The sequence below is a fragment of the Mesorhizobium sp. WSM4833 genome, from assembly GCF_055811095.1.
Window position 1 is genome coordinate 407520 of record NZ_JBVVQG010000003.1, and the last position, 18797, is coordinate 426316.

At 62.2% G+C, this 18797-nt stretch carries 17 protein-coding genes and 1 tRNA gene; 4 read left to right on the plus strand and 14 right to left on the minus strand.

Annotation, left to right across the window (positions count from 1 at the left end; translation table 11 throughout):
* Nucleotides 1-164: 164 nt before the first annotated feature.
* From mmsB to chvE, 3 genes are all read right to left on the minus strand, one after another.
* Complete coding sequence (gene mmsB / locus AC0L2D_RS07830) at nucleotides 165-1451, minus strand: multiple monosaccharide ABC transporter permease (RefSeq protein WP_027161717.1); 1287 nt, start codon at nucleotides 1449-1451, stop codon at nucleotides 165-167.
* The gene (mmsA, locus tag AC0L2D_RS07835; protein ID WP_224618601.1) at nucleotides 1448-2980 is read right to left on the minus strand and encodes a multiple monosaccharide ABC transporter ATP-binding protein; all 1533 of its coding nucleotides are present in this window, start codon (nucleotides 2978-2980) and stop codon (nucleotides 1448-1450) included. The genes mmsB and mmsA overlap by 4 nt, the downstream gene beginning before the upstream one ends.
* A gap of 123 nt (nucleotides 2981-3103) precedes the next feature.
* The gene (chvE, locus tag AC0L2D_RS07840; RefSeq protein ID WP_024503154.1) at nucleotides 3104-4174 is read right to left on the minus strand and encodes a multiple monosaccharide ABC transporter substrate-binding protein; all 1071 of its coding nucleotides are present in this window, start codon (nucleotides 4172-4174) and stop codon (nucleotides 3104-3106) included.
* Nucleotides 4175-4485: 311 nt separating this feature from the next.
* Between chvE and AC0L2D_RS07845 the strand changes: the two genes are divergently transcribed.
* Nucleotides 4486-5475: a LysR family transcriptional regulator gene (locus AC0L2D_RS07845; RefSeq protein ID WP_224618602.1), complete on the plus strand. Its 990-nt coding sequence runs from the start codon at nucleotides 4486-4488 to the stop codon at nucleotides 5473-5475.
* 130 nt (nucleotides 5476-5605) lie between these two features.
* Nucleotides 5606-5842: a hypothetical protein gene (locus AC0L2D_RS07850; protein WP_024503153.1), complete on the plus strand. Its 237-nt coding sequence runs from the start codon at nucleotides 5606-5608 to the stop codon at nucleotides 5840-5842.
* A gap of 2 nt (nucleotides 5843-5844) precedes the next feature.
* Here AC0L2D_RS07850 and AC0L2D_RS07855 read toward each other — a convergent pair.
* From AC0L2D_RS07855 to AC0L2D_RS07900, 10 genes are all read right to left on the minus strand, one after another.
* Nucleotides 5845-5918 (minus strand) — tRNA-Gly (locus AC0L2D_RS07855).
* Nucleotides 5919-5999: 81 nt separating this feature from the next.
* Nucleotides 6000-7913: an acyltransferase family protein gene (locus AC0L2D_RS07860; RefSeq protein WP_473540709.1), complete on the minus strand. Its 1914-nt coding sequence runs from the start codon at nucleotides 7911-7913 to the stop codon at nucleotides 6000-6002.
* A gap of 195 nt (nucleotides 7914-8108) precedes the next feature.
* On the minus strand, nucleotides 8109-9590 hold the full coding sequence (locus tag AC0L2D_RS07865) for a hypothetical protein (RefSeq protein WP_473540710.1): 1482 nt from the start codon (nucleotides 9588-9590) through the stop codon (nucleotides 8109-8111).
* Nucleotides 9591-9630: 40 nt separating this feature from the next.
* Nucleotides 9631-10098 carry a GtrA family protein gene (locus tag AC0L2D_RS07870; protein ID WP_063170021.1) on the minus strand — a complete coding sequence of 156 codons (468 nt, stop codon included), beginning with the start codon at nucleotides 10096-10098 and terminating at the stop codon, nucleotides 9631-9633.
* A complete protein-coding gene (locus tag AC0L2D_RS07875; protein WP_063170022.1) occupies nucleotides 10076-10777 on the minus strand; it encodes a class I SAM-dependent methyltransferase in 702 nt (233 codons plus the stop codon). Before AC0L2D_RS07875 ends, AC0L2D_RS07870 begins: the two co-directional genes overlap by 23 nt.
* Nucleotides 10770-11759, minus strand: a complete 990-nt coding sequence (locus AC0L2D_RS07880; RefSeq protein ID WP_181172679.1) for a glycosyltransferase family 2 protein — start codon at nucleotides 11757-11759, stop codon at nucleotides 10770-10772. Before AC0L2D_RS07880 ends, AC0L2D_RS07875 begins: the two co-directional genes overlap by 8 nt.
* An 80-nt stretch (nucleotides 11760-11839) precedes the next feature.
* Nucleotides 11840-13339: a sensor histidine kinase gene (locus AC0L2D_RS07885; RefSeq protein ID WP_473540711.1), complete on the minus strand. Its 1500-nt coding sequence runs from the start codon at nucleotides 13337-13339 to the stop codon at nucleotides 11840-11842.
* Nucleotides 13336-14010: a response regulator gene (locus tag AC0L2D_RS07890; protein ID WP_013533623.1), complete on the minus strand. Its 675-nt coding sequence runs from the start codon at nucleotides 14008-14010 to the stop codon at nucleotides 13336-13338. Before AC0L2D_RS07890 ends, AC0L2D_RS07885 begins: the two co-directional genes overlap by 4 nt.
* Before the next feature lie 40 nt (nucleotides 14011-14050).
* Nucleotides 14051-14443, minus strand: a complete 393-nt coding sequence (locus AC0L2D_RS07895) for a hypothetical protein (protein WP_473540713.1) — start codon at nucleotides 14441-14443, stop codon at nucleotides 14051-14053.
* 315 nt (nucleotides 14444-14758) lie between these two features.
* Nucleotides 14759-15376 carry an outer membrane protein gene (locus tag AC0L2D_RS07900; protein ID WP_473540714.1) on the minus strand — a complete coding sequence of 206 codons (618 nt, stop codon included), beginning with the start codon at nucleotides 15374-15376 and terminating at the stop codon, nucleotides 14759-14761.
* Between the two features lie 457 nt (nucleotides 15377-15833).
* Between AC0L2D_RS07900 and AC0L2D_RS07905 the strand changes: the two genes are divergently transcribed.
* A complete protein-coding gene (locus AC0L2D_RS07905) occupies nucleotides 15834-16097 on the plus strand; it encodes a DUF6460 domain-containing protein (RefSeq protein WP_013533620.1) in 264 nt (87 codons plus the stop codon).
* Nucleotides 16098-16162: 65 nt separating this feature from the next.
* On the opposite strand, the gene AC0L2D_RS07910 is transcribed toward AC0L2D_RS07905, so the two are convergent.
* Entirely contained in the window at nucleotides 16163-17068 is a 906-nt protein-coding gene (locus AC0L2D_RS07910) for a histone deacetylase family protein (RefSeq protein ID WP_473540715.1), read from the minus strand.
* 132 nt (nucleotides 17069-17200) lie between these two features.
* Between AC0L2D_RS07910 and AC0L2D_RS07915 the strand changes: the two genes are divergently transcribed.
* Entirely contained in the window at nucleotides 17201-18574 is a 1374-nt protein-coding gene (locus tag AC0L2D_RS07915; RefSeq protein ID WP_473540716.1) for an MATE family efflux transporter, read from the plus strand.
* Nucleotides 18575-18797: the final 223 nt, after the last annotated feature.

Sequence of the window (18797 nt, forward strand, 5' to 3'; positions counted from 1 at the left end):
ACCGGCGGGTTGCCGGCAGCGTCGCGATCGTATGCCTCCTGCTTTCCTCGACCAGAGCAGTTCACCGTTTCACGGAAACGGCGAACCGCTCTAACTCATTGTCTTGGCGCAATTCCGGGCGGAAAACCGTTTCACACTTTTCCTGGAATTGCTCTTAAGTCCGTTCAAGCCTTGTTCTTGTTGTAGACGTCGAAGATCACGGCGCCGAGCAGCACCAGGCCTTTGACCACCTGCTGCCAGTCGACATTGACGCCCATGATCGACATGCCGTTGTTCATCACGCCCATGATGAAGCCGCCGACCACCGCGCCGATGACCTGGCCGACGCCGCCCATCGCCGAGGCGCCGCCGATGAAGACGGCGGCGATGACGTCGAGCTCGCTGCCGAGGCCCGCAGCCGGCACCGCCTGTCCCAGTCGCGCCGCGATGATCAGGCCGCCGAGCGCCGACAGCACGCCCATATTGATGAACACCATCAGCGTCAGCCGCTCGGTGTTGATGCCTGACAGCTGCGCGGCCTTGGCATTGCCGCCCATGGCGTAGATACGGCGGCCGATGGTCATGCGCTTGGTGACGAAGACGAACAGCGAGATCAGCACGCCCATGACGAGCAGCACGACCGGCAGGCCTCTGTAGCTGGCGAACTCATAGACCAGGAACAGCGCCAGGGCGCTGGCGACCAGCGTCTTGACGACGAACAGGGCAAAGGGCTCGGCCTCATAGCCATGGCGTTCGCGCTTGCGACGCGTCCTCACCCCGAAATAGGCATAGGCCAGCACGGCGATCAGGCCGAGCACGACTGTCGTCATGTGCAGGGTCACGCCGCTGCCCAGGATGGTCTTGCCGGCCGCGTTCACCACCGGCGGGACGAGCGTCAGCGGGCCGATCACATCAGGGATGAAGCCGGAGCTGAGCATTTTGAAGTCGTCCGGAAGCGGGCCGACCGAAGAGCCGCCGCCGAGCAGCGCCTGGCAGATGCCGCGGAAGATCAGCATGCCGGCCAGCGTCACAATGAAGCTCGGTATCCGGTGATAGGCGATCCAATAGCCTTGCGCGGCGCCGATCAAGCCACCCGCAACCAAGCAGACGATCGAAACCACCAGCGGATTGCTGAGCGGTCCCAGCTGCCAGATGACCATCATGTTTGCCGCCAGCGCGCCGATGAAGCCGGCGACCGACCCGACGCTGAGGTCGATATAGCCCGATACGATCACCAGCAGCATGCCCAGCGCCATCACGATAATGAAGGAGTTCTGCTGCACCAGATTGCTGAGGTTGACCGGTTTGAACAGCGTTCCCGACGTGGTGAACTGGAAGAACAGCATGATGACGATCAGCGCGATAATCAGACCGTATTCGCGCAGGTTCGTCGCCAGCGCCGAGACGGCGATGCGCGGGCGCTGTTCCTCGGCGACATTGCCCTGCGGGGCGGGGGCGGTTTCGGTGCTCATGCTGCTTTTCCTTCTCCCCGGACGATGGCGCGCATTATTTTTTCCTGGCTTGCTTCCGCCGCCGGCATTTCGCCCACCATGCGCCCTTCGTTCATGACGTAGATGCGGTCGGTAATCCCGAGCAATTCCGGCATTTCCGACGAGATGACCACGATCGCCTTACCCTCCGAGGCAAGGCGCGCGATGATCGTGTAGATTTCATACTTGGCGCCGACATCGATGCCGCGTGTCGGCTCGTCCAGGATCAGCACGTCAGGGTCGGCAAACAGCCATTTCGACAGCACCACCTTCTGCTGGTTGCCGCCGGAAAGATTGCCGGTCATCTGATAGACGCTGGACGCACGGATATTGGTCTTCTTGCGATAGTCGTTGGCGACGGCGAGCTCGCGCATGTCGTCGATCACGCTGTGGCGCGACACGCCGCCGAGATTGGCGAGCGTAATGTTGTGCTTGATATGGTCGATGAGGTTGAGGCCGTAGGTCTTGCGGTCCTCGGTGACGTAGGCAATGCCGTGCTGAACCGCCTTGCTTACCGACGAGACATCGACCGGCTTGCCCTTGAGCATCACCTCGCCGGTGATGCGGCGGCCATAGGAGCGGCCGAACAGGCTCATGGCGAATTCGGTGCGCCCGGCGCCCATCAGCCCGGCAATGCCGACCACCTCGCCCTTGCGCACATTGATGTCGATGCCCTTGATCACCTGCCGCTCGGCATGGAGCGGGTGATAGACCGACCAGTTCTTCACCTCGAACACGATCTCGCCGATCTTGGGCTCACGCGGCGGATAGCGGTCGTCGAGCGAACGGCCGACCATCGAGGTGATGATGCGGTCTTCCGAGATATCTTTCTTGGCCAGCGTCTCGATGGTGCGTCCGTCACGGATGACGGTGACCTTGTCGGCGACCCGGTTGATCTCGTTGAGCTTATGCGAGATCAGGATCGAGGTCATGCCTTGCCGCTTGAATTCGAGCAGCAGGTCGAGCAGCGCCTGGCTGTCCTTCTCGCTGAGCGACGCTGTCGGCTCATCGAGGATCAAAAGCTTGACGTCCTTGCTCAGCGCCTTGGCGATTTCGACCAATTGCTGCTTGCCGACGCCGATATTGGTGATCAGTGTCTTGGGGTCCTCCTTGAGGCCCACCTTCTTCAACAGGGCGGCGGTGCGCGCCTCGTTGGCATCCCAGTCGATGACGCCGAATTTCGCGTGCTCGTTGCCGAGGAAGATGTTTTCGGCGATCGACAGCATCGGCACCAGCGCTAGCTCCTGGTGGATGATGACGATACCCTTGTGTTCGCTGTCCTGGATGCCCTTGAACTGGCATTCCTGGCCTTGGAAGATGATCTGGCCGTCATAGGTGCCGGAGGGATAGACGCCCGACAGCACCTTCATCAGCGTCGACTTGCCGGCGCCGTTTTCGCCGACCACGGCGTGGATCTCGCCTTCCTCGACGCTGAGGTTGACGTTCGACAGCGCCTTCACGCCGGGAAACGTCTTGGTGATGTCGCGCATCTCCAAAATCGTCGGGGCCATGGGGACTACCGCTCCTTGAGAGCTCGGCAAACATTGCCGGCGAGGTCGGTGACAATACCGGGCTCGCTGGTGAACGAAAAGGGGCCCTGCGTTGCGCAGGACCCCCTGACTTTGTAACCGGGATTACTTCAGTTCGTCGGCCTTGATGTAGCCGGAGTCGACGACCAGCGCCTGGTAGTTCGACTTGTCGACTTCATGCGGCGTCAGCAGGATCGAGGGAACGACCTTGACGTCGTTGTTGTAGGTCTTTTCATCGAGGCCGTCCGGCTTGCCGCCCGAGAGCACCTTGTCGACGAGCTGGACGGTGGCCTTGGCCAGTTCGCGGGTGTCCTTGAACACGGTCGAGTACTGCTCGCCCGAGATGATCAGCTTGACCGAAGCGGTCTCGGCGTCCTGACCGGTCACGATTGGCCAAGGCTGAGCTTCGGTGCCGTAGCCGACGGCGCGCAGCGAGGCGGTGATGCCGCGCGACAGGCCGTCATAGGGCGACAGAACGCCATCGACGCGGCTGCCGTCCGAATAGTTGGCCGACAGCAGATTGTCCATGCGCGCCTGGGCGGTGGCGGCGAGCCAACGCAGCGTGCCGACCTTGTCCATGCCGGTCTGGCCGGACTTGATCTTGATCGAGCCGTCGTCGATCAGCGGCTGCAGGACGGAGATGGCGCCATTGTAGAAGAAGAAGGCGTTGTTGTCGTCGGGCGAGCCGCCGAACAGTTCGACGTTCCACGGCTTGGTGTTCGGGAAGCGTTCCTTGAGGCCCTTGACCAGCGAATTCGCCTGGATCACGCCGACGCCGAAATTGTCGAAGGTGGTGTAGTAGTCGACATTGGCGGTCTTCTTGATCAGGCGGTCATAGGCGACGACGACGACGCCCGCGTCAGCGGCCTTCTGCAGAGCATCCGACAGGGTGGTGCCGTCGATCGAAGCGATGATCAGCGCCTTCGGGCCTTTGGTGATTTCGTTTTCCAGCTGGCTGAGCTGGTTGGGGATGTCGTCCTGCGCGTATTGCAGGTCGACGGTGTAGCCGAGAGCCTCGAGCTGGGACTTGACGGCGTCGCCGTCATTGATCCAGCGCTGCGAGGTCTTGGTCGGCATCAGCACGCCGACGAGACCCTTGTCGGCTGCGTGCGCCGAGTAGGTCATGGCAGCGATGCCAAGGGCCGCGACGGCGGCCAGTGTCTTGATGATTTTCACTTTAACTCTCCCTGTTTGATGGACGCGGCACCCCGGGGGTCGCGGGCCGCGCAATCGTGCAGAAGCGCCAAGGCACCGCTGCCGTCATATCGATCTCCGGTATCCTCCCATGGCCCCGAGACGCTGATTCAATCGATACGATTTTTCTCGTCGGCGACCGTCACGTCTTGGAACGCGCGGAGGGTGTGGGTCTTTGCCATAACTGTCAAATGCGATCTTTGATGGTTGCTATATCATGGTTGGTATAAGTATTGCGGCGTGACGGGCTGACCCCGATGTCGGTCGTACACGAGCAGAAGGCAGGGAAAGCGATGGCGCGGCCAGCGAATCCGACAACAGCTTCAGATGGTCACAGAGAAGCACCGGGCGATGGCGAAACCCTGCTGCGCAGCGGTCTCAGTCTGCGTCACATGCGCATGATCGTCGCGCTCGACGACCATGGCCGGGTCAGCGCGGCAGCCCAGGTTCTGAACATTTCGCAGCCGGCGGCCTCGCGCATGATCGCAGAGATGGAGGCGGTGCTGGAGGTCAGGCTGTGCGAGAGGCTGCCGCGCGGCATCACCTTGACGCCATACGGCAAGGCTTTGGCCAGGCGGGCGCGCTCGATCCTGCTGGAGATGCGCGAGGTCGACCGCGAGATTTCCGAGCTCAAGGCGGGCAAGGGTGGTTCGGTTTTCCTGGGTGCCGTGACCGCGCCGGCAATCGAGCTGGCGGTGCCGGCAATTCGTGAAATCCGCCGCATCTATCCGCGCATCGAGATCACCATGCAGGTCGAGACCTCCAATGTGCTGGCACGCGAACTGATCGCCACGCGCCATGACTTCATCATCGCGCGCATTCCTGACGACTTGAACCCACGGCTGTTCGAATCCCGTGTCATCGGCGTCGAGAAGGCCTGCCTGATCGTGCGCCGTGGCCACCCGCTCACCAGGGGCAGCGTGGTGCGGCTGGAAGACACCGCCGCCTATGACTGGGTCTTCCAGTCTGGCGGCTCGCCCTTGCGCCAGGCGATGGAGAGCAACTTCCTCAACCGCAACATCGCTTTGCCGGACCGTATCCTGAACACCAGTTCGCTGCTCCTGACCCTGGTCATGGTCGCGCAATCCGATGCCATCGCACCGGTCTCTGTCCAGGTGGCGAAATTCATCCAGAACCCTGACGGGCTGGCCGGCGCCATCGACGTCGTCCAGACCGAATTCGACATCGAGGTCAGGCCCTACAGCCTGATCACGGTGAGGAATCGCGCGCTGTCGCCGGCCGCCAAGATGCTGCACGACTTCATTCTGAGGGAAGTGGGATGATGGCTGGATCAGGTAAGCTTCTCCGGCGAAAGCGCCGCCAGGCCGAGGCCAGCGAAAGCGAACTGGGAACATTATTTCCCGCCGATGCGTTCATGATCTTGCAAGGGACGATTTCTTCTGGAGGCTGAACATGCGCAGCTTCGAAATCATCGACCTGCTTTGCGTGATCGAGGCCTGCAAGCACGATCGATCGGTCGGCAATTTCGTGTCCATGGCTGAAGGCGTGGAAGAATTGCGGGTGTTGACCGGCGATTTCGTTTCATCGGATGACGCGGCGGCAAACGCCCTCGCAACGGTGGCGCTGGCGAGAGGCTGCTCGGTTGTGTTCGACGAACAGGCAGGCGCTGAAATGGTTCTGACGCCTTAGACTGGAGCGGGTAGCGGGAATCGAACCCGCGCGTTCAGCTTGGGAAGCTGACAAGCTACCATTACATCATACCCGCGTGCGCCCTCGTTAGCATGAGGGTTGGCCTTCGGGCAATCGCAAAGCGGTCCGTTTCGGCACGACGCCGTCGTGCTGCGGATCACGGCGCGCCTGCGGCCGTGAATTGCCGGTTTGCCTTCGCGGCCTTGTCGCTGGTGGCGAAACTTGGCCAGTATTTCGAGATGGCCAGCGTCGCGCCGGCGGAAGAGAAGTGGCCATAGTCGAAGTAGAGAAATTCATTGGTCTTGGCGTCGGCGTATGAACAACCGGCCGAGTCGCACAGATACGTCAGCGGATCTATGAAATCGGCCCCTTTGGTGAACGGCAGAACCCGTGCGTTGATGCCCGGATCCATAGCCATGGGCCAGGATGTGGTTGCGGCATGCTCCCGCTTCACGAAAAAAGCGATCTTCTGGACGTCGGCGATGAATTCCGGAGACTGACCGACGGTATAGATCTTGACCCCCATCTCGCGAAGCCGGTCGATCGTCTTCTGCAGGCCGTCGAAGCCCCTGGCCTGGTAGTCGGTCCATCGGCCGCTCAGGATCACCGCCTGGATGTTTGCGTCGCGAATGATCGACAAGGCCCGTTCGTTGAAGCGGGTGCAGGCGGGCCGAGCATAGGAAAAATAGGTCAGGTCGGGCGGACAGCCGGCATAGGTGTATTGGATGACATTGGCCTGGATTTTCTGGGCGTTGGGCTCAAGTCCCGATACATAATGGGCAGCGAAAGAATCGCCCCACAGCAGCACATTGGTGGCAAAGCCCGTAGTACGGGTGCAGTCGGCGAGATTCCAGTCTTCGATGCGGGTCCCGTTTTCGTTGAAGCAGATGCCGTTGCGCCAGTCGCCGACCCGGATACGTTCGGTCGAGAAGTCCGGGAACCGTTGCGGGAAACCGTTGCCCAGTGCACCGGCCAAACCACCGGCGCACAGCAGCGCGATGGCCGTCGCCGAAAAGGCGAAGATAGGCAGCGGTGCGGTATAGGCTCGTTTCTGGCGGAAGGGCTGCTCGATATATTTCCAGGAGAATGCCGCCAGGGCGAAACTGGCCACCGTCATCGCGACAATCGTTGGCACACCGACGGTCTTCAGCGAGAGATAATGGACGAACGAGTTGATTGGCCAGTGGACGAGGTAAAGCGAATAGAAAATCAGGCCGACCCAGACCAGCGGCGCCAACCGAAGCACGCGAGTGGCGACAGGTGCCGGCCTGTCGGCGTTATCCTGGCCAGCATAGATCAGCAGTGCTGTTCCGATGCAGGGGAATAGGGCATTGTAGCCGGGAAACGGATCGCTGTCCGAAATCATCACAAAGCCAAACGCAATCAGGGCAAAGCCGGCGAGGCCGATCAGTTCCACCGCCAGCCGACCGGCTGGGACCGGAGGCTTCCGCAACATCAGCATGGCGCCCAGCGCCAGCTCCCATATGCGCGTCGGCAAGAGATAGAAGCCTGCCGTCGGTGCCAGCGAGGTTGCTATGACTGCCAGGGCAAAGCTGCCGACGGCCATCGGCAGAAGTACCGTCAGCCAGCGCTTCGAGACGTATCGGTGGATCAGACAAAGCAGGATCGGCGCGAAGATATAATACTGCTCTTCCACCGAAAGCGACCATGTGTGCAGGAGCGGCCGCAGTTCGGCGTCGATGGAGAAATAGTTCGTCGTTTTCCAGAAATAGATGTTCGACCAGAAGGTCGAGGCGGCGATCACGCTAAGGCTGAATTCGTGGAGATCCGAAGGCAGAAGGATGAACCAGGCGGCAATGCTCGCGAGCAGGATGACGAAAGTCAGCGCCGGTAGGATGCGCCGGGCGCGGCGCCAGTAGAAGCGGCCGATCGAGAACTGGCCCCGCTCAAGATCATCGAGCAGGCTGCCGCTGATCAGATAGCCCGATATGACGAAGAAGATGTCGACACCGGTGAAGCCGCCAGGAATGGCGGACACGCCGAAATGGAAGAGCACGACGGGCAGCACCGCAACGGCCCGCAGGCCGTCGATGTCGCGCCGGTAGTTCATCCGACCGGCTCGCGCGCGACCAACATGATCCGTGCGGCCGCACCCGACACGCTCACGCGGCGATGCCTTCGGTCGTGCTGAAAATCCCGCTCGTCGGTCTCACAGGCTTACCCTCAGGCAGCAATTTTGCTGCGCTGCAACATGGGTGCCAAGGCATATATTGGCTGTCGCGAAATCCGCCAGGAACGCACAGGATCAGGCGCCGGGCAGATAGATTACCGCGTAATCGTCCGAGTAGGCCCGTTTCCAGCCCAACTGGTCGAAGAAGGGAATCCGGCTGTCGTCGGCCGACAGCAGCGCCCAATCTATTGCGTATTTCTTCAGGCGGGCTTCGAGGAGCGGCTTGCCGTCTCCGCGTCCGGTGTCGTTGTCGCTCTTTGTGAAGCCGCCCAGGAACAGCTGGTCCGTCCGTCCGTCGATATAGGTCTTGAACCCGTGGAAAATCAGCGTGCCGCCGAAATTGTAGGAATTCAGCACATTACCGGACAGATGATGGCTTTGCGCAAAGGCCAGCGCCCCGCTGGCCGACGTCTTCGGGCTCGGCGTGACCTGATAGGCGCTGCCGAGCACGGCGACCCCGCCGATCAGCAGAACGGCTGCCGTGCCGCAGATGGCGTAGAACCGTCTGGCTAAGAATCTCTCCAGCCCGTCGCGCTTTTCGGCCAGCCATGCGGTGGCTGAAAGCGAGGGATATTGCTGTGCGACTTCGACCGCGATCACCAAGGGGACCAACAGGAAGAACAGATACATGAAACGCACATGGGCGAGATAGACATGCAGGGTGAAGACGACGAACAACGCCTTGGCCCAGCCAATTCGCAACCGGGACACCAGAAGCCCGAAAAGTCCGAGCAGCATCGCCACTTCCTGGACAGGGCTGTCCGGCGGATTGAACGGTTTCCATTCCATGATCAGCGGCACAGCCTCATTGCCGTAGGCCACGGTCAGAGTCGCCAGGATGGCCTGGACGCCATAGGGGTGGATCAGGCTCACCAGCGGGCAAAGCAGACCGAATGCGACCCATTTCGCCAGCAGGGCGGGTTTCGACAGGCCGGTGCGCGCCAGCAGATCGAGACCGGCGAAAGCCGCGATGACGAAGCTTAAGGTGAAGGTGGCGTGCAGGTTCGCCCACAACACGACGAGCACGAGCAGCCACCAGGGCGGCGCCCGTTCTTCCCGCGCCGCACGAAAGAGCATCTCCGTCCAGATGACGATGATCGGGAATGTGAAGACATGCGGACGCGCCGTGAAGATCGGGTTGATCAGGAACACCGCCGCGAAGGCCAGTGTAATCGCCAGGATCGGCTTCAGCCATGCGCTGAGAAACCACCCCATCAGGAAAACCGTCAGGGAGATCGAGGCGATGATCGCGGTGACGACCCCGTTCCAGCCTCCTGTCTGGTAGGCAAGAGCCAGCAGGACCTGCCCCAGCCATTCCTTGGCAATCCATGGCTGACCGGCAAACGTGTAGGAATAAGGATCGACCGTCGGGAATGTCCGGTTTGCCAGGAAATCCAGACCGACCTTGACTTGCCACCAGCTGTCGGGATCCTGCAGGGTGGCGCCTGCCTGGGCACCCAACGCACCCGCCATCGCCAAGGCCGCGAGCAGGCAGAAGATCAGCCTGCTCCGCTCGTTGTATGTCGCGGCCGCCGCACTGGCCTGAGCGTCGTTCATGCTGCGCCGCCTCTAATCGGTTCCGGTGACAGTTGGGTGTTCAAGGTGTTGGATTGGCGGGCTGCCGCCGAGGCTTGTCGGCCACCCGAACTGTGCGGTCGGTGCTGTCGTCCCCACGCCCCACAAACACGAAGCGAGCCGAGCCAAGATAGAAAACAACCGAATAGACGCAGATTCCCGCGAGGTGGACCAGCGGGTTTTCGACGATGCCTGCTGAACGGGCGGCGATTACGACGGCCAGATTGATGCTGTAGGCGACCAGAAAGACACCCCCATAGCGCAGCGCGGTCCCGGGCTTGAAGCCATCGGCTCTGCTGAAGGTCCATTGGCGATTGAGGAAGAAGCCGAGGACAAGGCCGGCGGCATAGCCCGTGGCGTTGGCAAGGATGTCGCCCAGACCCAGCGCAAGCCCGGCCAGAATGACCGCGTATCCCAGCGCCGTGTTCAACAGACCGACGGCGCCAAATCGCAGCATCCTCGGGAAGTCAAACGGCAGGCTTGACCACATGCGCAAAATATTGGGCTCCGACAGGTACCTTGGTGAGGAAGCGCTCGAACGGCCTCAGTCTCGCAAGCATCCGAGGAAAGAAAATCCGGTAGACGATCCTCGTATTGGCAAGGCCCGCCTCGGCCATGCGCCCGCGCATCTCGCGCGAATTTATCAAAACCGCGTTTTCGTCGAAGGCACAGTTCCTCACCGCGTGCGTGGTCAGCGGGTTCCAAGGATTGTGTTCGAAGACGAAGAAGCTGCCGCCATAGGCCAGCACCCTGCCGATCTCGGCGAACAGTCCGATCTGCAGGTTCTCGGGGATATGGTGGAAGACGCAGGCCGCGAAGGCCAGGTCGAAGCTGCCGTCGGCAAAGGGAATTGTCTTGCCGTCGAAATGCGTGAAGGCGGCCTGGCCGGGAAAGCGCTTGCTGGCGATGTCGAGCGATTCCCGCGAAGGATCGAGCAAGGTGATCTCCGCGTCGGGAAACGCGTTGCGCATATGGCCGAGCGAATTGCCGACGCCGGCGCCGAAATCCAGTATTCGTCGCGGTTTGACACCGGCCCGCCGCAGCGTCGCGGCGACGTCGTCGATCTTGTACCTGGCGAAGAAATCCGGGTTTTCGCCGCTCAGCCTTATGCTTGCGGCATGCTGCTCCTGATATTCCCGCGCAAACTGGTCGAATTCCGCCTCAAGCACGTGCGGCCCTCTTTGCCATCTCCTGCAGGCGATGGACCGGCAATTCGCCGTCCTCCACCGCCTGGCTGCGCGAAACGATCTCGTTGACGAAGTAGAGCGGCCGCCGCTTTGTCTCCATGTACATGCGCCCGAGATACTCGCCGAAGATTCCAAGCACCATAAGCTGGACGCTGCCGAGGATCAGCACGATCGCGGCGAGGCTGGTCCAGCCGGGCAACACGTTTCCGACCGACCATTCGAGCAGCGTGTAGCCGAGCACGACCAGCCCCAGAAGCCCGAACATCATTCCGAGCAGCGAGGCGAACCGCAAGGGCACGATGGAGAAGCTGGTCATGGCGTCGACCGCCAGAAGAAGCATTTTCTTCAGCGGATAGTGGGTGGTGCCGGCAAAGCGGCGGTGCCGCTCATAGGGGAAAGCCACCTGTCTCAGCCCGATCCAGCTCACCATGCCGCGAATGAACCTGTAACGTTCTGGCATCGCGTTCAGATGGTCGAGCGCGCGACGGTTCATCAGTCGGAAATCACCGGTATTCGGGGCTATGTCGACGTCGACCATCCGGCGCAGCAAGCGATAGAACATGGATGCGGAGGCGAGCTTGAACCAGCTTTCGCCATCGCGCGTCAGCCTCTGGCCGTAGACCACATCGAAGCCTTCGTTCATCTTCGTCATCATCGCGCCGAGCAGTTCAGGCGGATCCTGCAGGTCGGCATCGAGAATGAGAATGCGCTGGCCGCGACAGAATTCGAGCCCGGCGCTCAACGCGATCTGGTGGCCGTAATTGCGGGCAAGGTCGATGGCGACGATATGGTCGTCCTTTTCGGCCAGCTGCAGAATGGCCTCGCGCGTACCGTCGGTCGCGCCATCGACGACAAGGACGATCTCGTAGGAAGGGCCTTGTCCAAGGCATGCGGCCGTTACCCGCCGATGCAGTTCGGCCACGCCATCCAGCTCATTGTAGCATGGGATGACCACCGACAGCATGACGCCGCGTCGCGCGGTGTTTTTCTCCGTCTCCACCAAAGCCTTGCTCCCGCTATCCGATTGGGAATAGCGGCAATTGGTTAGAAAACAGATAAGCCAGCGGGATCGGCCGCAACCGTGGGCCGGCCATCATTTCTGCCGCACGCGGCCACCGCCCGAACCGGCAACTCCATGCGGATGCGGGCGCCTTGCCAGGAGCCGGCCAATATCCGGATGGAGCCATAGTGCAGCAGTGCGATCTGCCGGGCAAGGTTCAATCCCAGGCCCGCGCCGCGCGATTGCGGCCGCAGTCGGTAGAAGGGCTCGAAAACGTTCTCGTGCTCATCGGCTGGAATGCCTGGGCCTTCGTCGCGGATTTCGACGCCGCCGGTTTCATCGATCGCTATGGTGATCGTGCCGGAACCGCCGCCATGATCGATGGCATTGCGCACGAGATTTGCCAGCGCCCGCTCGATCTGCAGCACGTTGATCTCGACATGGACCTTGTTGGCTGGCGGCTCGAAGGCAAGATCGTAGCCTGCTTCGATGGCGAGCGGGGCGAAGTCGGCCGCGACCCGGCTGACAAGATCGCAGAGGTCGATGATCTGGCGCTGGTCCGCCGGGCGGTCGAGCAGCTGGTGGTCGAGCAGCTGTTGCGCAAGATGCGACAGGCGCTCGATGTCATGCAGCAGGCGCGCGCTTTGCGGCTCCTGCTTCAGCAATTCGGCGCGCGTGCGCAGGATGGCGATCGGCGTGCGCAGTTCGTGCGCCGCGTCGGTGAGGAAGCGGTTGTGCCGGTCATAGCCCTGGGCGAGGCGCGCCAGCGTCTGGTTGAAGGCATGCACCAGCGGCGCGATCTCCTGCGGCACATTCTTGACCGGCAGCTGCATCGCACGGGTGCCGATGTCGATGCGCGCGGCCTGCTGGACGGTGTCGACGAGGCCGGCAAACGACCGGCGCACGACGGCTGGCGTCGTCACCAGGGTCGTGGCTCCCATGACGAGGACGATCGGCAGCAGCAGGATGACGATGATGGCCGCGAGAGCGGGAAGCGCCTTCTCCCAGTTCCTGCTGCCGTCCGGGTTCTTGGCGACGTCGATGGTGGCCGAAATGGTGACTTCGAGGCCATCGGTCTCTTCCCGCGACGATCGCGTCGCGGCAATGATCTGAACCGTGCCAGCCTTGGTCGAAACTTTTTCGAGGTAGGCCTCCGGCCTCAAATCATCTTCGGAAAATCCGATGGTGGCGTGATCGGCCTGGCCCAGCAGATCGCCAAAATTCCTGGTGTAGACGTCGGGTATGCTGCCGAAGCGGATGCTCTGGCCGTTGTTGTCGCGGATGATGTACCAGACATTGGGGAAACCCTCACGAAACGAACGCAACCCATCGGTCTCATGGACGATCAATTTGCCGTTGCCGTCACGATCGACGGCATCCTTGAGGGCGGCGACGGCAGCCTCGTTGTCGACAAGAAGCCGTGGATCGGCGATCCACAGCGCGGCCGCGCACAGCACGATGAAGACAAGAAGCGTCGCCGCCTGCAGCAGGATCATCCGCCGCACCAGCACCCATTGCAGCGATCGCGCGCGCGGCTTCTTCACGAGGCGGCCCGCAAGAGATAACCGAGGTTGCGGATCGCCCTGATCTCGATGCCGGCAGCGACGTCGTCGAGCTTGCGACGCAGCCGCGAAATGTGCGCATCCAATGCATTGGAGCCGATCTCGTCGTCGAGAGCATAGACGGCTTCTTCCAGCGCCCCGCGCATGATCGTCCGCCCCGGCCTGCGGATGAGCGTTTCGAGCACCAGCCGCTCGCGCCGCGGCAGTTCCAGCGCCTGGTCCTCGACAAGCGCCTCGCGATGGCGGAAGTCATAGGTGAGGCGGCCGACCATCACCTGATTGGCACGCGTGGTGAACGAACGCCGGTGCAAGGCATTGAGCCTGGCGACCAGTTCCACCGTGGCGAACGGTTTGACCATGTAGTCGTCGGCGCCGGCGTCGAGCCCCGCCACGCGATCGTCGAGCCCGCTGAGCGCCGTCAACGCGATCACCGGCACGTCCAGATGCAAGGCCCGCAGGCGCGGGATCAGGCTGAGGCCATCGCCATCCGGCAGCCGGCGGTCCAGCACCACCGCGTCATGGTGGCCGAGCCGCGCCACGGCTTCGGCATCCGCCAGTGTCGCGGCATGGTCGACGATGATGTCCTGGCGCTCGAGCGCGGTCTTCAGCACCGAGGCCATTTCCGGCTCGTCCTCGATCAGCAGGATGCGCATGCGCACTCTCCGTCACAGGCAGCCGGCACGCTGTGGCAATTCATTCGCATTCCAGCTTCGGTTGACGAAAATTGGTGATGAACCATCGGCCGCCCGAGGCGCGGGCATAGAACGTATAGAAGCATTCCTGGCGCTCGATATAGCCAGGCGTTTCGGTTTCTTCGTAGACGGTTCCGTGTTTTGTGTGGCGAACTTCGCCGCTGGAGCTTCCGGAAACCGCATTGGTGGATATTTTCCGCCATTGATAGGCCCGCTCGCCCCGGCCGAGATCAACGACGGCGGTCGGCGGCCCGTAGTCCAGAATGACCGATTCGACCGGTTGCCCGATGTAGTTCTTCATGATGTCGGAGGCGCATCCCGTCAGCACCAGCACGATTGCGGCGAAGAACGCCTTGGGCATCCACACCAGATGGTTCGCGTTGCGTTTGGACATATCCGATTCCCGTCATCAAGGTCATCCGCGGCACCGAATGCATGTCGCCCAAAAGCGGTCCCGGTTTTGGGGCAACGACATGCACAAAACAAAACCTGAAGCGGGCCGCATGATCCGTTTCGATGCGACGCGCTTTAGGACGTGAAGATTGCATCGGCATTACGCAGGACCTGGCACACAAATGCGGTCTGCCGACACGCGTCGATGACGGTGCGGATGGAGGCAAAGCAATTGCGCGGCCCCGTTGCATCCGGGCGCCGCGCAAGGTCGTTCAAGCAGAATACAGAACAGGTTCAACGGAACCCATGGCCTGCCCTAGAACCGGTAGTTGATGCCGGCCTTCAGTTCATGGCTGCCGATCGTCGCCTTGGATTTGCCCAGGGCGGACGTCGTTTCGACGCCTGGGGTGCGCACATAGTCATATTCGACCTTGGCCGAGAGGCCGCCGGCAAAACCCTGCTCGATGCCGCCGCCGACCAGATAGCCGAGTTTCCATCCGTCGATATCGTTCACCTTGTCGCCCTTGTCGAATTTGGTCATGGCGACGCCGCCGGTTCCAAACAGCAGCGTCTGGTCGAAGCTCAAGCCGGCCTTGGCCTTGGCGGCACCGCGCCATTTTTCCTTGATCTTGCCGCCCCGGACGTCGTGCTCGGCGCCGCCCAGATAGGAGCCCTCGATCTCGGCACCGAGAACCGCTGGACCCATCTGCTGGTTGTAGCCGGCCTGAAAGCCGCCGCTGAGACCATTCCTGCCGGCAAACGGGTTCGGCATCCCGGTGAACGCCGTGCCGCCATGCACGCCGACATAGGCGCCGCTCCACTGGAACGTGGGGGGATCATTGTAGGCGGGCGAAAGGTCGGCGGCCATCGCCGGCCCCAGGAGGCACATGGCAAGGGCACTTGCCGTCAGGATGATCTTTGCTTGAGAGAACACTGCATTACTCCAACACGCGCGCGCATCCGGCAATCGATGCGCAGGTTTCCCGAAGAACTCGACCGTTGAGGCGGTCGGGCTCCGATTTGGTGTCTTTCAGGGATGGTTGCGCGGTCCTGGGACTGGCTTTCGCCAGTTGTGGTAGGGGGTCAGATCGCCCGCGCGGCCAATCGCCTGAAAGACGCCGACCGTCTCGCAGGCGAAAATTGCACGCACATTGCGGGAAATCAAAAAATGAAGGTTTTTCGCTTTGTTTTCAATAAATTAAAGCGATGTTGTTTACGCAAATTTAACAGTCTGGCGCGGGTTTAGTCCGTTTGGCAGCACAAGCCTGCCATGCAATCGCGCGGTGCAGGCCGTTGGCATCCCGCAAAACTCCCGGCTTGAAGCGGACAAGCCAAGTGCGTATGTCTGGCCGACGCCCTCGAGCCTGGGTGCCTCAATCGGGAGACGAGCCTTGTCCGCACTGACGCGCTTTCTTGGCGACTCGCCGCTCAAGGTGATCCTGAAACTGCTGGTGGTGTCTTTCCTCGTCGGCCTGGTCATGAATGCCTTCGGCTGGTCGCCGATGGATGTGCTCTACGGCATCCGGAAGTTCTTCATGGACCTGTGGAATCTCGGCTTTCATGCCATCGACCGTTTCCTCGGTTATATCCTGCTGGGCGCGGCTATCGTCGTGCCGGCGTTCATCCTGTTGAGGCTCGCCAACTACCGGAAGTAGAGCATGATCCCGAACCGCAGGTCCGCGTCAGCGAACCCTGGCACCGGTTTTTGGACAAGATCGTACTATCGGGCGCAGCCTGCGGCGACCTCGAACAGGATGGCATGGCGCGCGGCAAGGGCGGGCACATCGGTGGAATAGCCACCGCCGATGACGCCGCAGACCGGAACGCCCTGCGCGCGAAAATGGCTGATGACCATGTCGTCACGGGCGCGCAGGCCGTCATCCGACAGCGACAGCCTGCCAAGCCGGTCATCTGCATGGACGTCGACGCCGGCATTGTAGAACACGATGTCCCAATGCGCCTGTGCGGACAGCTCCGGCAGGATGGCGGCGAGCCTCTCGAGATAGGCAGCGTCACCCGTGCCGTCGGGCAGCGCGACATCGAGGTCGGAGGCGATCTTGCGCACTGGGTAGTTGCGGTCGCCATGCATGGAAAAGGTGAACACGCGCGGGTCATCGGCGAGAATATCCGCCGTGCCGTCGCCCTGGTGCACGTCGAGATCGACGACCAGGATGTTTCGTGCCGCGCCTTCGGCCAGCAGCACCAACGCGGCGACGGCGACATCGTTGAAGGTGCAGAAGCCCGCGCCTTGCGCGCGCCGCGCATGGTGGCTGCCGCCGGCAGTGTTGCAGGCGATACCGTGGCGCAAGGCCAGCCGCGCCGCCAGCACCGTGCCGCCGGTGGCAAGCTGCGCACGCAGCGAGACGCGGGGGCCGATTGGAAAACCGATCTCGCGTTCGATCTTTTCGGGCACGCGGCAGTTGACGACCTGGTCGACATAGTCCGCCGCATGGGCAAGCTCCAGCCATGAAGCCGGCGCCGGTTCGGCGGTGCTGAGCGCCTCGGGGCCGGCGAGGCCGCGTGTCCGCAGCGCCTCCATCAGCAGGGGATATTTGCTCATCGGAAAGCGATGGTTGACGGCGAAGCCGGCGTCGTAGTCGGGATGATGGACGATCTGCAGAGGCATGAACTCGTATCCGGCTGGCTCACGCCAGACCGGGATTTCGGTTGGCCGTCAAGGGATAGGTGATTGCGCGGTGGCTGGAAAATGGGGCACATCGACGGTTCCATCAAGCCGCAATCAGCAAGGCAGCAATCCTTGGACAAAGGTGCAACCCCAGCCGACGCCGGATCCCCGATCCTCTCGGGATCGCCGCTTCACTCCGGATCATTTGTCGTCACCAACCGCTCCGTGCTCGCCATCGCGGTGCCGATGACGCTAGCCTATCTGACGACGCCGATGCTCGGCCTGGTCGACACGGCTGTCGTCGGCCAGTTCGGCGATGCCGCCTTGCTCGGCGGCCTGGCTGCCGGCGCATTGATCTTCGACGTCGTCTTCACCTCTTTCAATTTCCTGCGCTCGGGCACCACCGGCCTTGTCGCACAGGCGTTCGGGCGTGGCGATGCCCTGGAGGAACAGGCGGTGTTCTGGCGCGCCGTGCTGATCGCGGTTATCGCCGGCATCGTGCTCGCTGCCCTTGCGCCGCTGGTCGCCATCGCCGGGCAAAAATTCATGGGCGCCGAACCGCGCGTCAGCGAGGCGATGGGCGTCTACATCAGGATCAGGCTGCTTGCAGCCCCCTTTTCGCTGATCAACTACGCCATCCTCGGCTACGTGCTGGGGCGCGGCGAGGGCGGGCTTGGACTGGTGCTGCAATTGGTGCTGAACGGCATCAACATCGCGCTGTGCTTCCTGCTTGGGCTGGAACTTGGCTGGGGCGTCGCCGGCGTTGCCTGGGCGACCGTCACCGGCGAGTTCCTGGCCATGCTGCTCGGCCTGGCCATCGTGATCCGCCGGTTTCGCGCGGCCCCGCCCTTGCCGCGCCATCGCCTGCTCGACATGACCGCCTTCCTGCGCATGCTGTCGCTCAACCGCGACATCATGATCCGTTCGTTCTCGCTGCTCGCCGCCTTTGCATTGTTCACCCGCCAGGGCGCGCAGTTCGGCACGGTGACGCTGGCCGCCAACGCCGTGCTGATGAATTTCTTCCTCGTCGCCGGCTATTTCCTCGATGGCTTTGCCACCGCCGCCGAACAGCTTGCCGGTCGTGCCGTCGGCGCACGTGCCGCCGCACCGTTCCGTCAGGCCGTGCGGCTGACGCTGTTCTGGGGTTTCGGGCTGGCGGGAGCCGCGACGCTGGTAATGCTGTTTGGTGGCACCAATCTGGTCGCCCTCGTGACGACATCGGAGGACGTCCGTTCGGTGGCCGACATCTACCTGCCATGGGCGGCATTCACGGCGCTGAGCGGTGTGCTGGCGTTCCAGATGGATGGCGTCTTCATCGGTGCGACCTGGTCCCGCGACATGCGCAACATGATGCTGCTGTCGTTCCTGGTTTTCGCGGCCGCGCTGCTGACCCTTGCGCCCGCCTTCGGCAACAATGGACTGTGGGCGGCGCTGCACGTCTTCCTGCTGGTGCGAGGCTTCAGCCTGCTGGCGATCCTGCGGCTCAGGGTACGGACGGCGTTTTAGACGTGCCCCCGGAAGGCCCTGCGCCGTTCAGGACACCGAACGCCAGCTCTCGCGATAGGAATTTTTTCTTGACTCGGTGATCTCAGCTATGGTACATTTTTGCCCATGGTGCTGATTTGCGCCAATGACCCGCCGCACTGGCGGGTTTTTTGTTTGATGCGCCGTCAGCCAACGCCCGGCGAAAGCTCCGAAGGAACCCTTTGACCCGAGTTCGTTGCACCAT

Bases quoted from the DNA above. Each gene is read 5' to 3' on its own strand.
- mmsB (WP_027161717.1), bottom strand. From the start codon at position 1,451: ATGAGCACCGAAACCGCCCCCGCCCCGCAGGGCAATGTCGCCGAGGAA.
- mmsA (WP_224618601.1), bottom strand. From the start codon at position 2,980: ATGGCCCCGACGATTTTGGAGATGCGCGACATCACCAAGACGTTTCCC.
- AC0L2D_RS07845 (WP_224618602.1), top strand. From the start codon at position 4,486: ATGGCGCGGCCAGCGAATCCGACAACAGCTTCAGATGGTCACAGAGAA.
- AC0L2D_RS07850 (WP_024503153.1), top strand. From the start codon at position 5,606: ATGCGCAGCTTCGAAATCATCGACCTGCTTTGCGTGATCGAGGCCTGC.
- AC0L2D_RS07860 (WP_473540709.1), bottom strand. From the start codon at position 7,913: ATGAACTACCGGCGCGACATCGACGGCCTGCGGGCCGTTGCGGTGCTG.
- AC0L2D_RS07865 (WP_473540710.1), bottom strand. From the start codon at position 9,590: ATGAACGACGCTCAGGCCAGTGCGGCGGCCGCGACATACAACGAGCGG.
- AC0L2D_RS07870 (WP_063170021.1), bottom strand. From the start codon at position 10,098: ATGTGGTCAAGCCTGCCGTTTGACTTCCCGAGGATGCTGCGATTTGGC.
- AC0L2D_RS07880 (WP_181172679.1), bottom strand. From the start codon at position 11,759: ATGCTGTCGGTGGTCATCCCATGCTACAATGAGCTGGATGGCGTGGCC.
- AC0L2D_RS07890 (WP_013533623.1), bottom strand. From the start codon at position 14,010: ATGCGCATCCTGCTGATCGAGGACGAGCCGGAAATGGCCTCGGTGCTG.
- AC0L2D_RS07895 (WP_473540713.1), bottom strand. From the start codon at position 14,443: ATGTCCAAACGCAACGCGAACCATCTGGTGTGGATGCCCAAGGCGTTC.
- AC0L2D_RS07910 (WP_473540715.1), bottom strand. From the start codon at position 17,068: ATGCCTCTGCAGATCGTCCATCATCCCGACTACGACGCCGGCTTCGCC.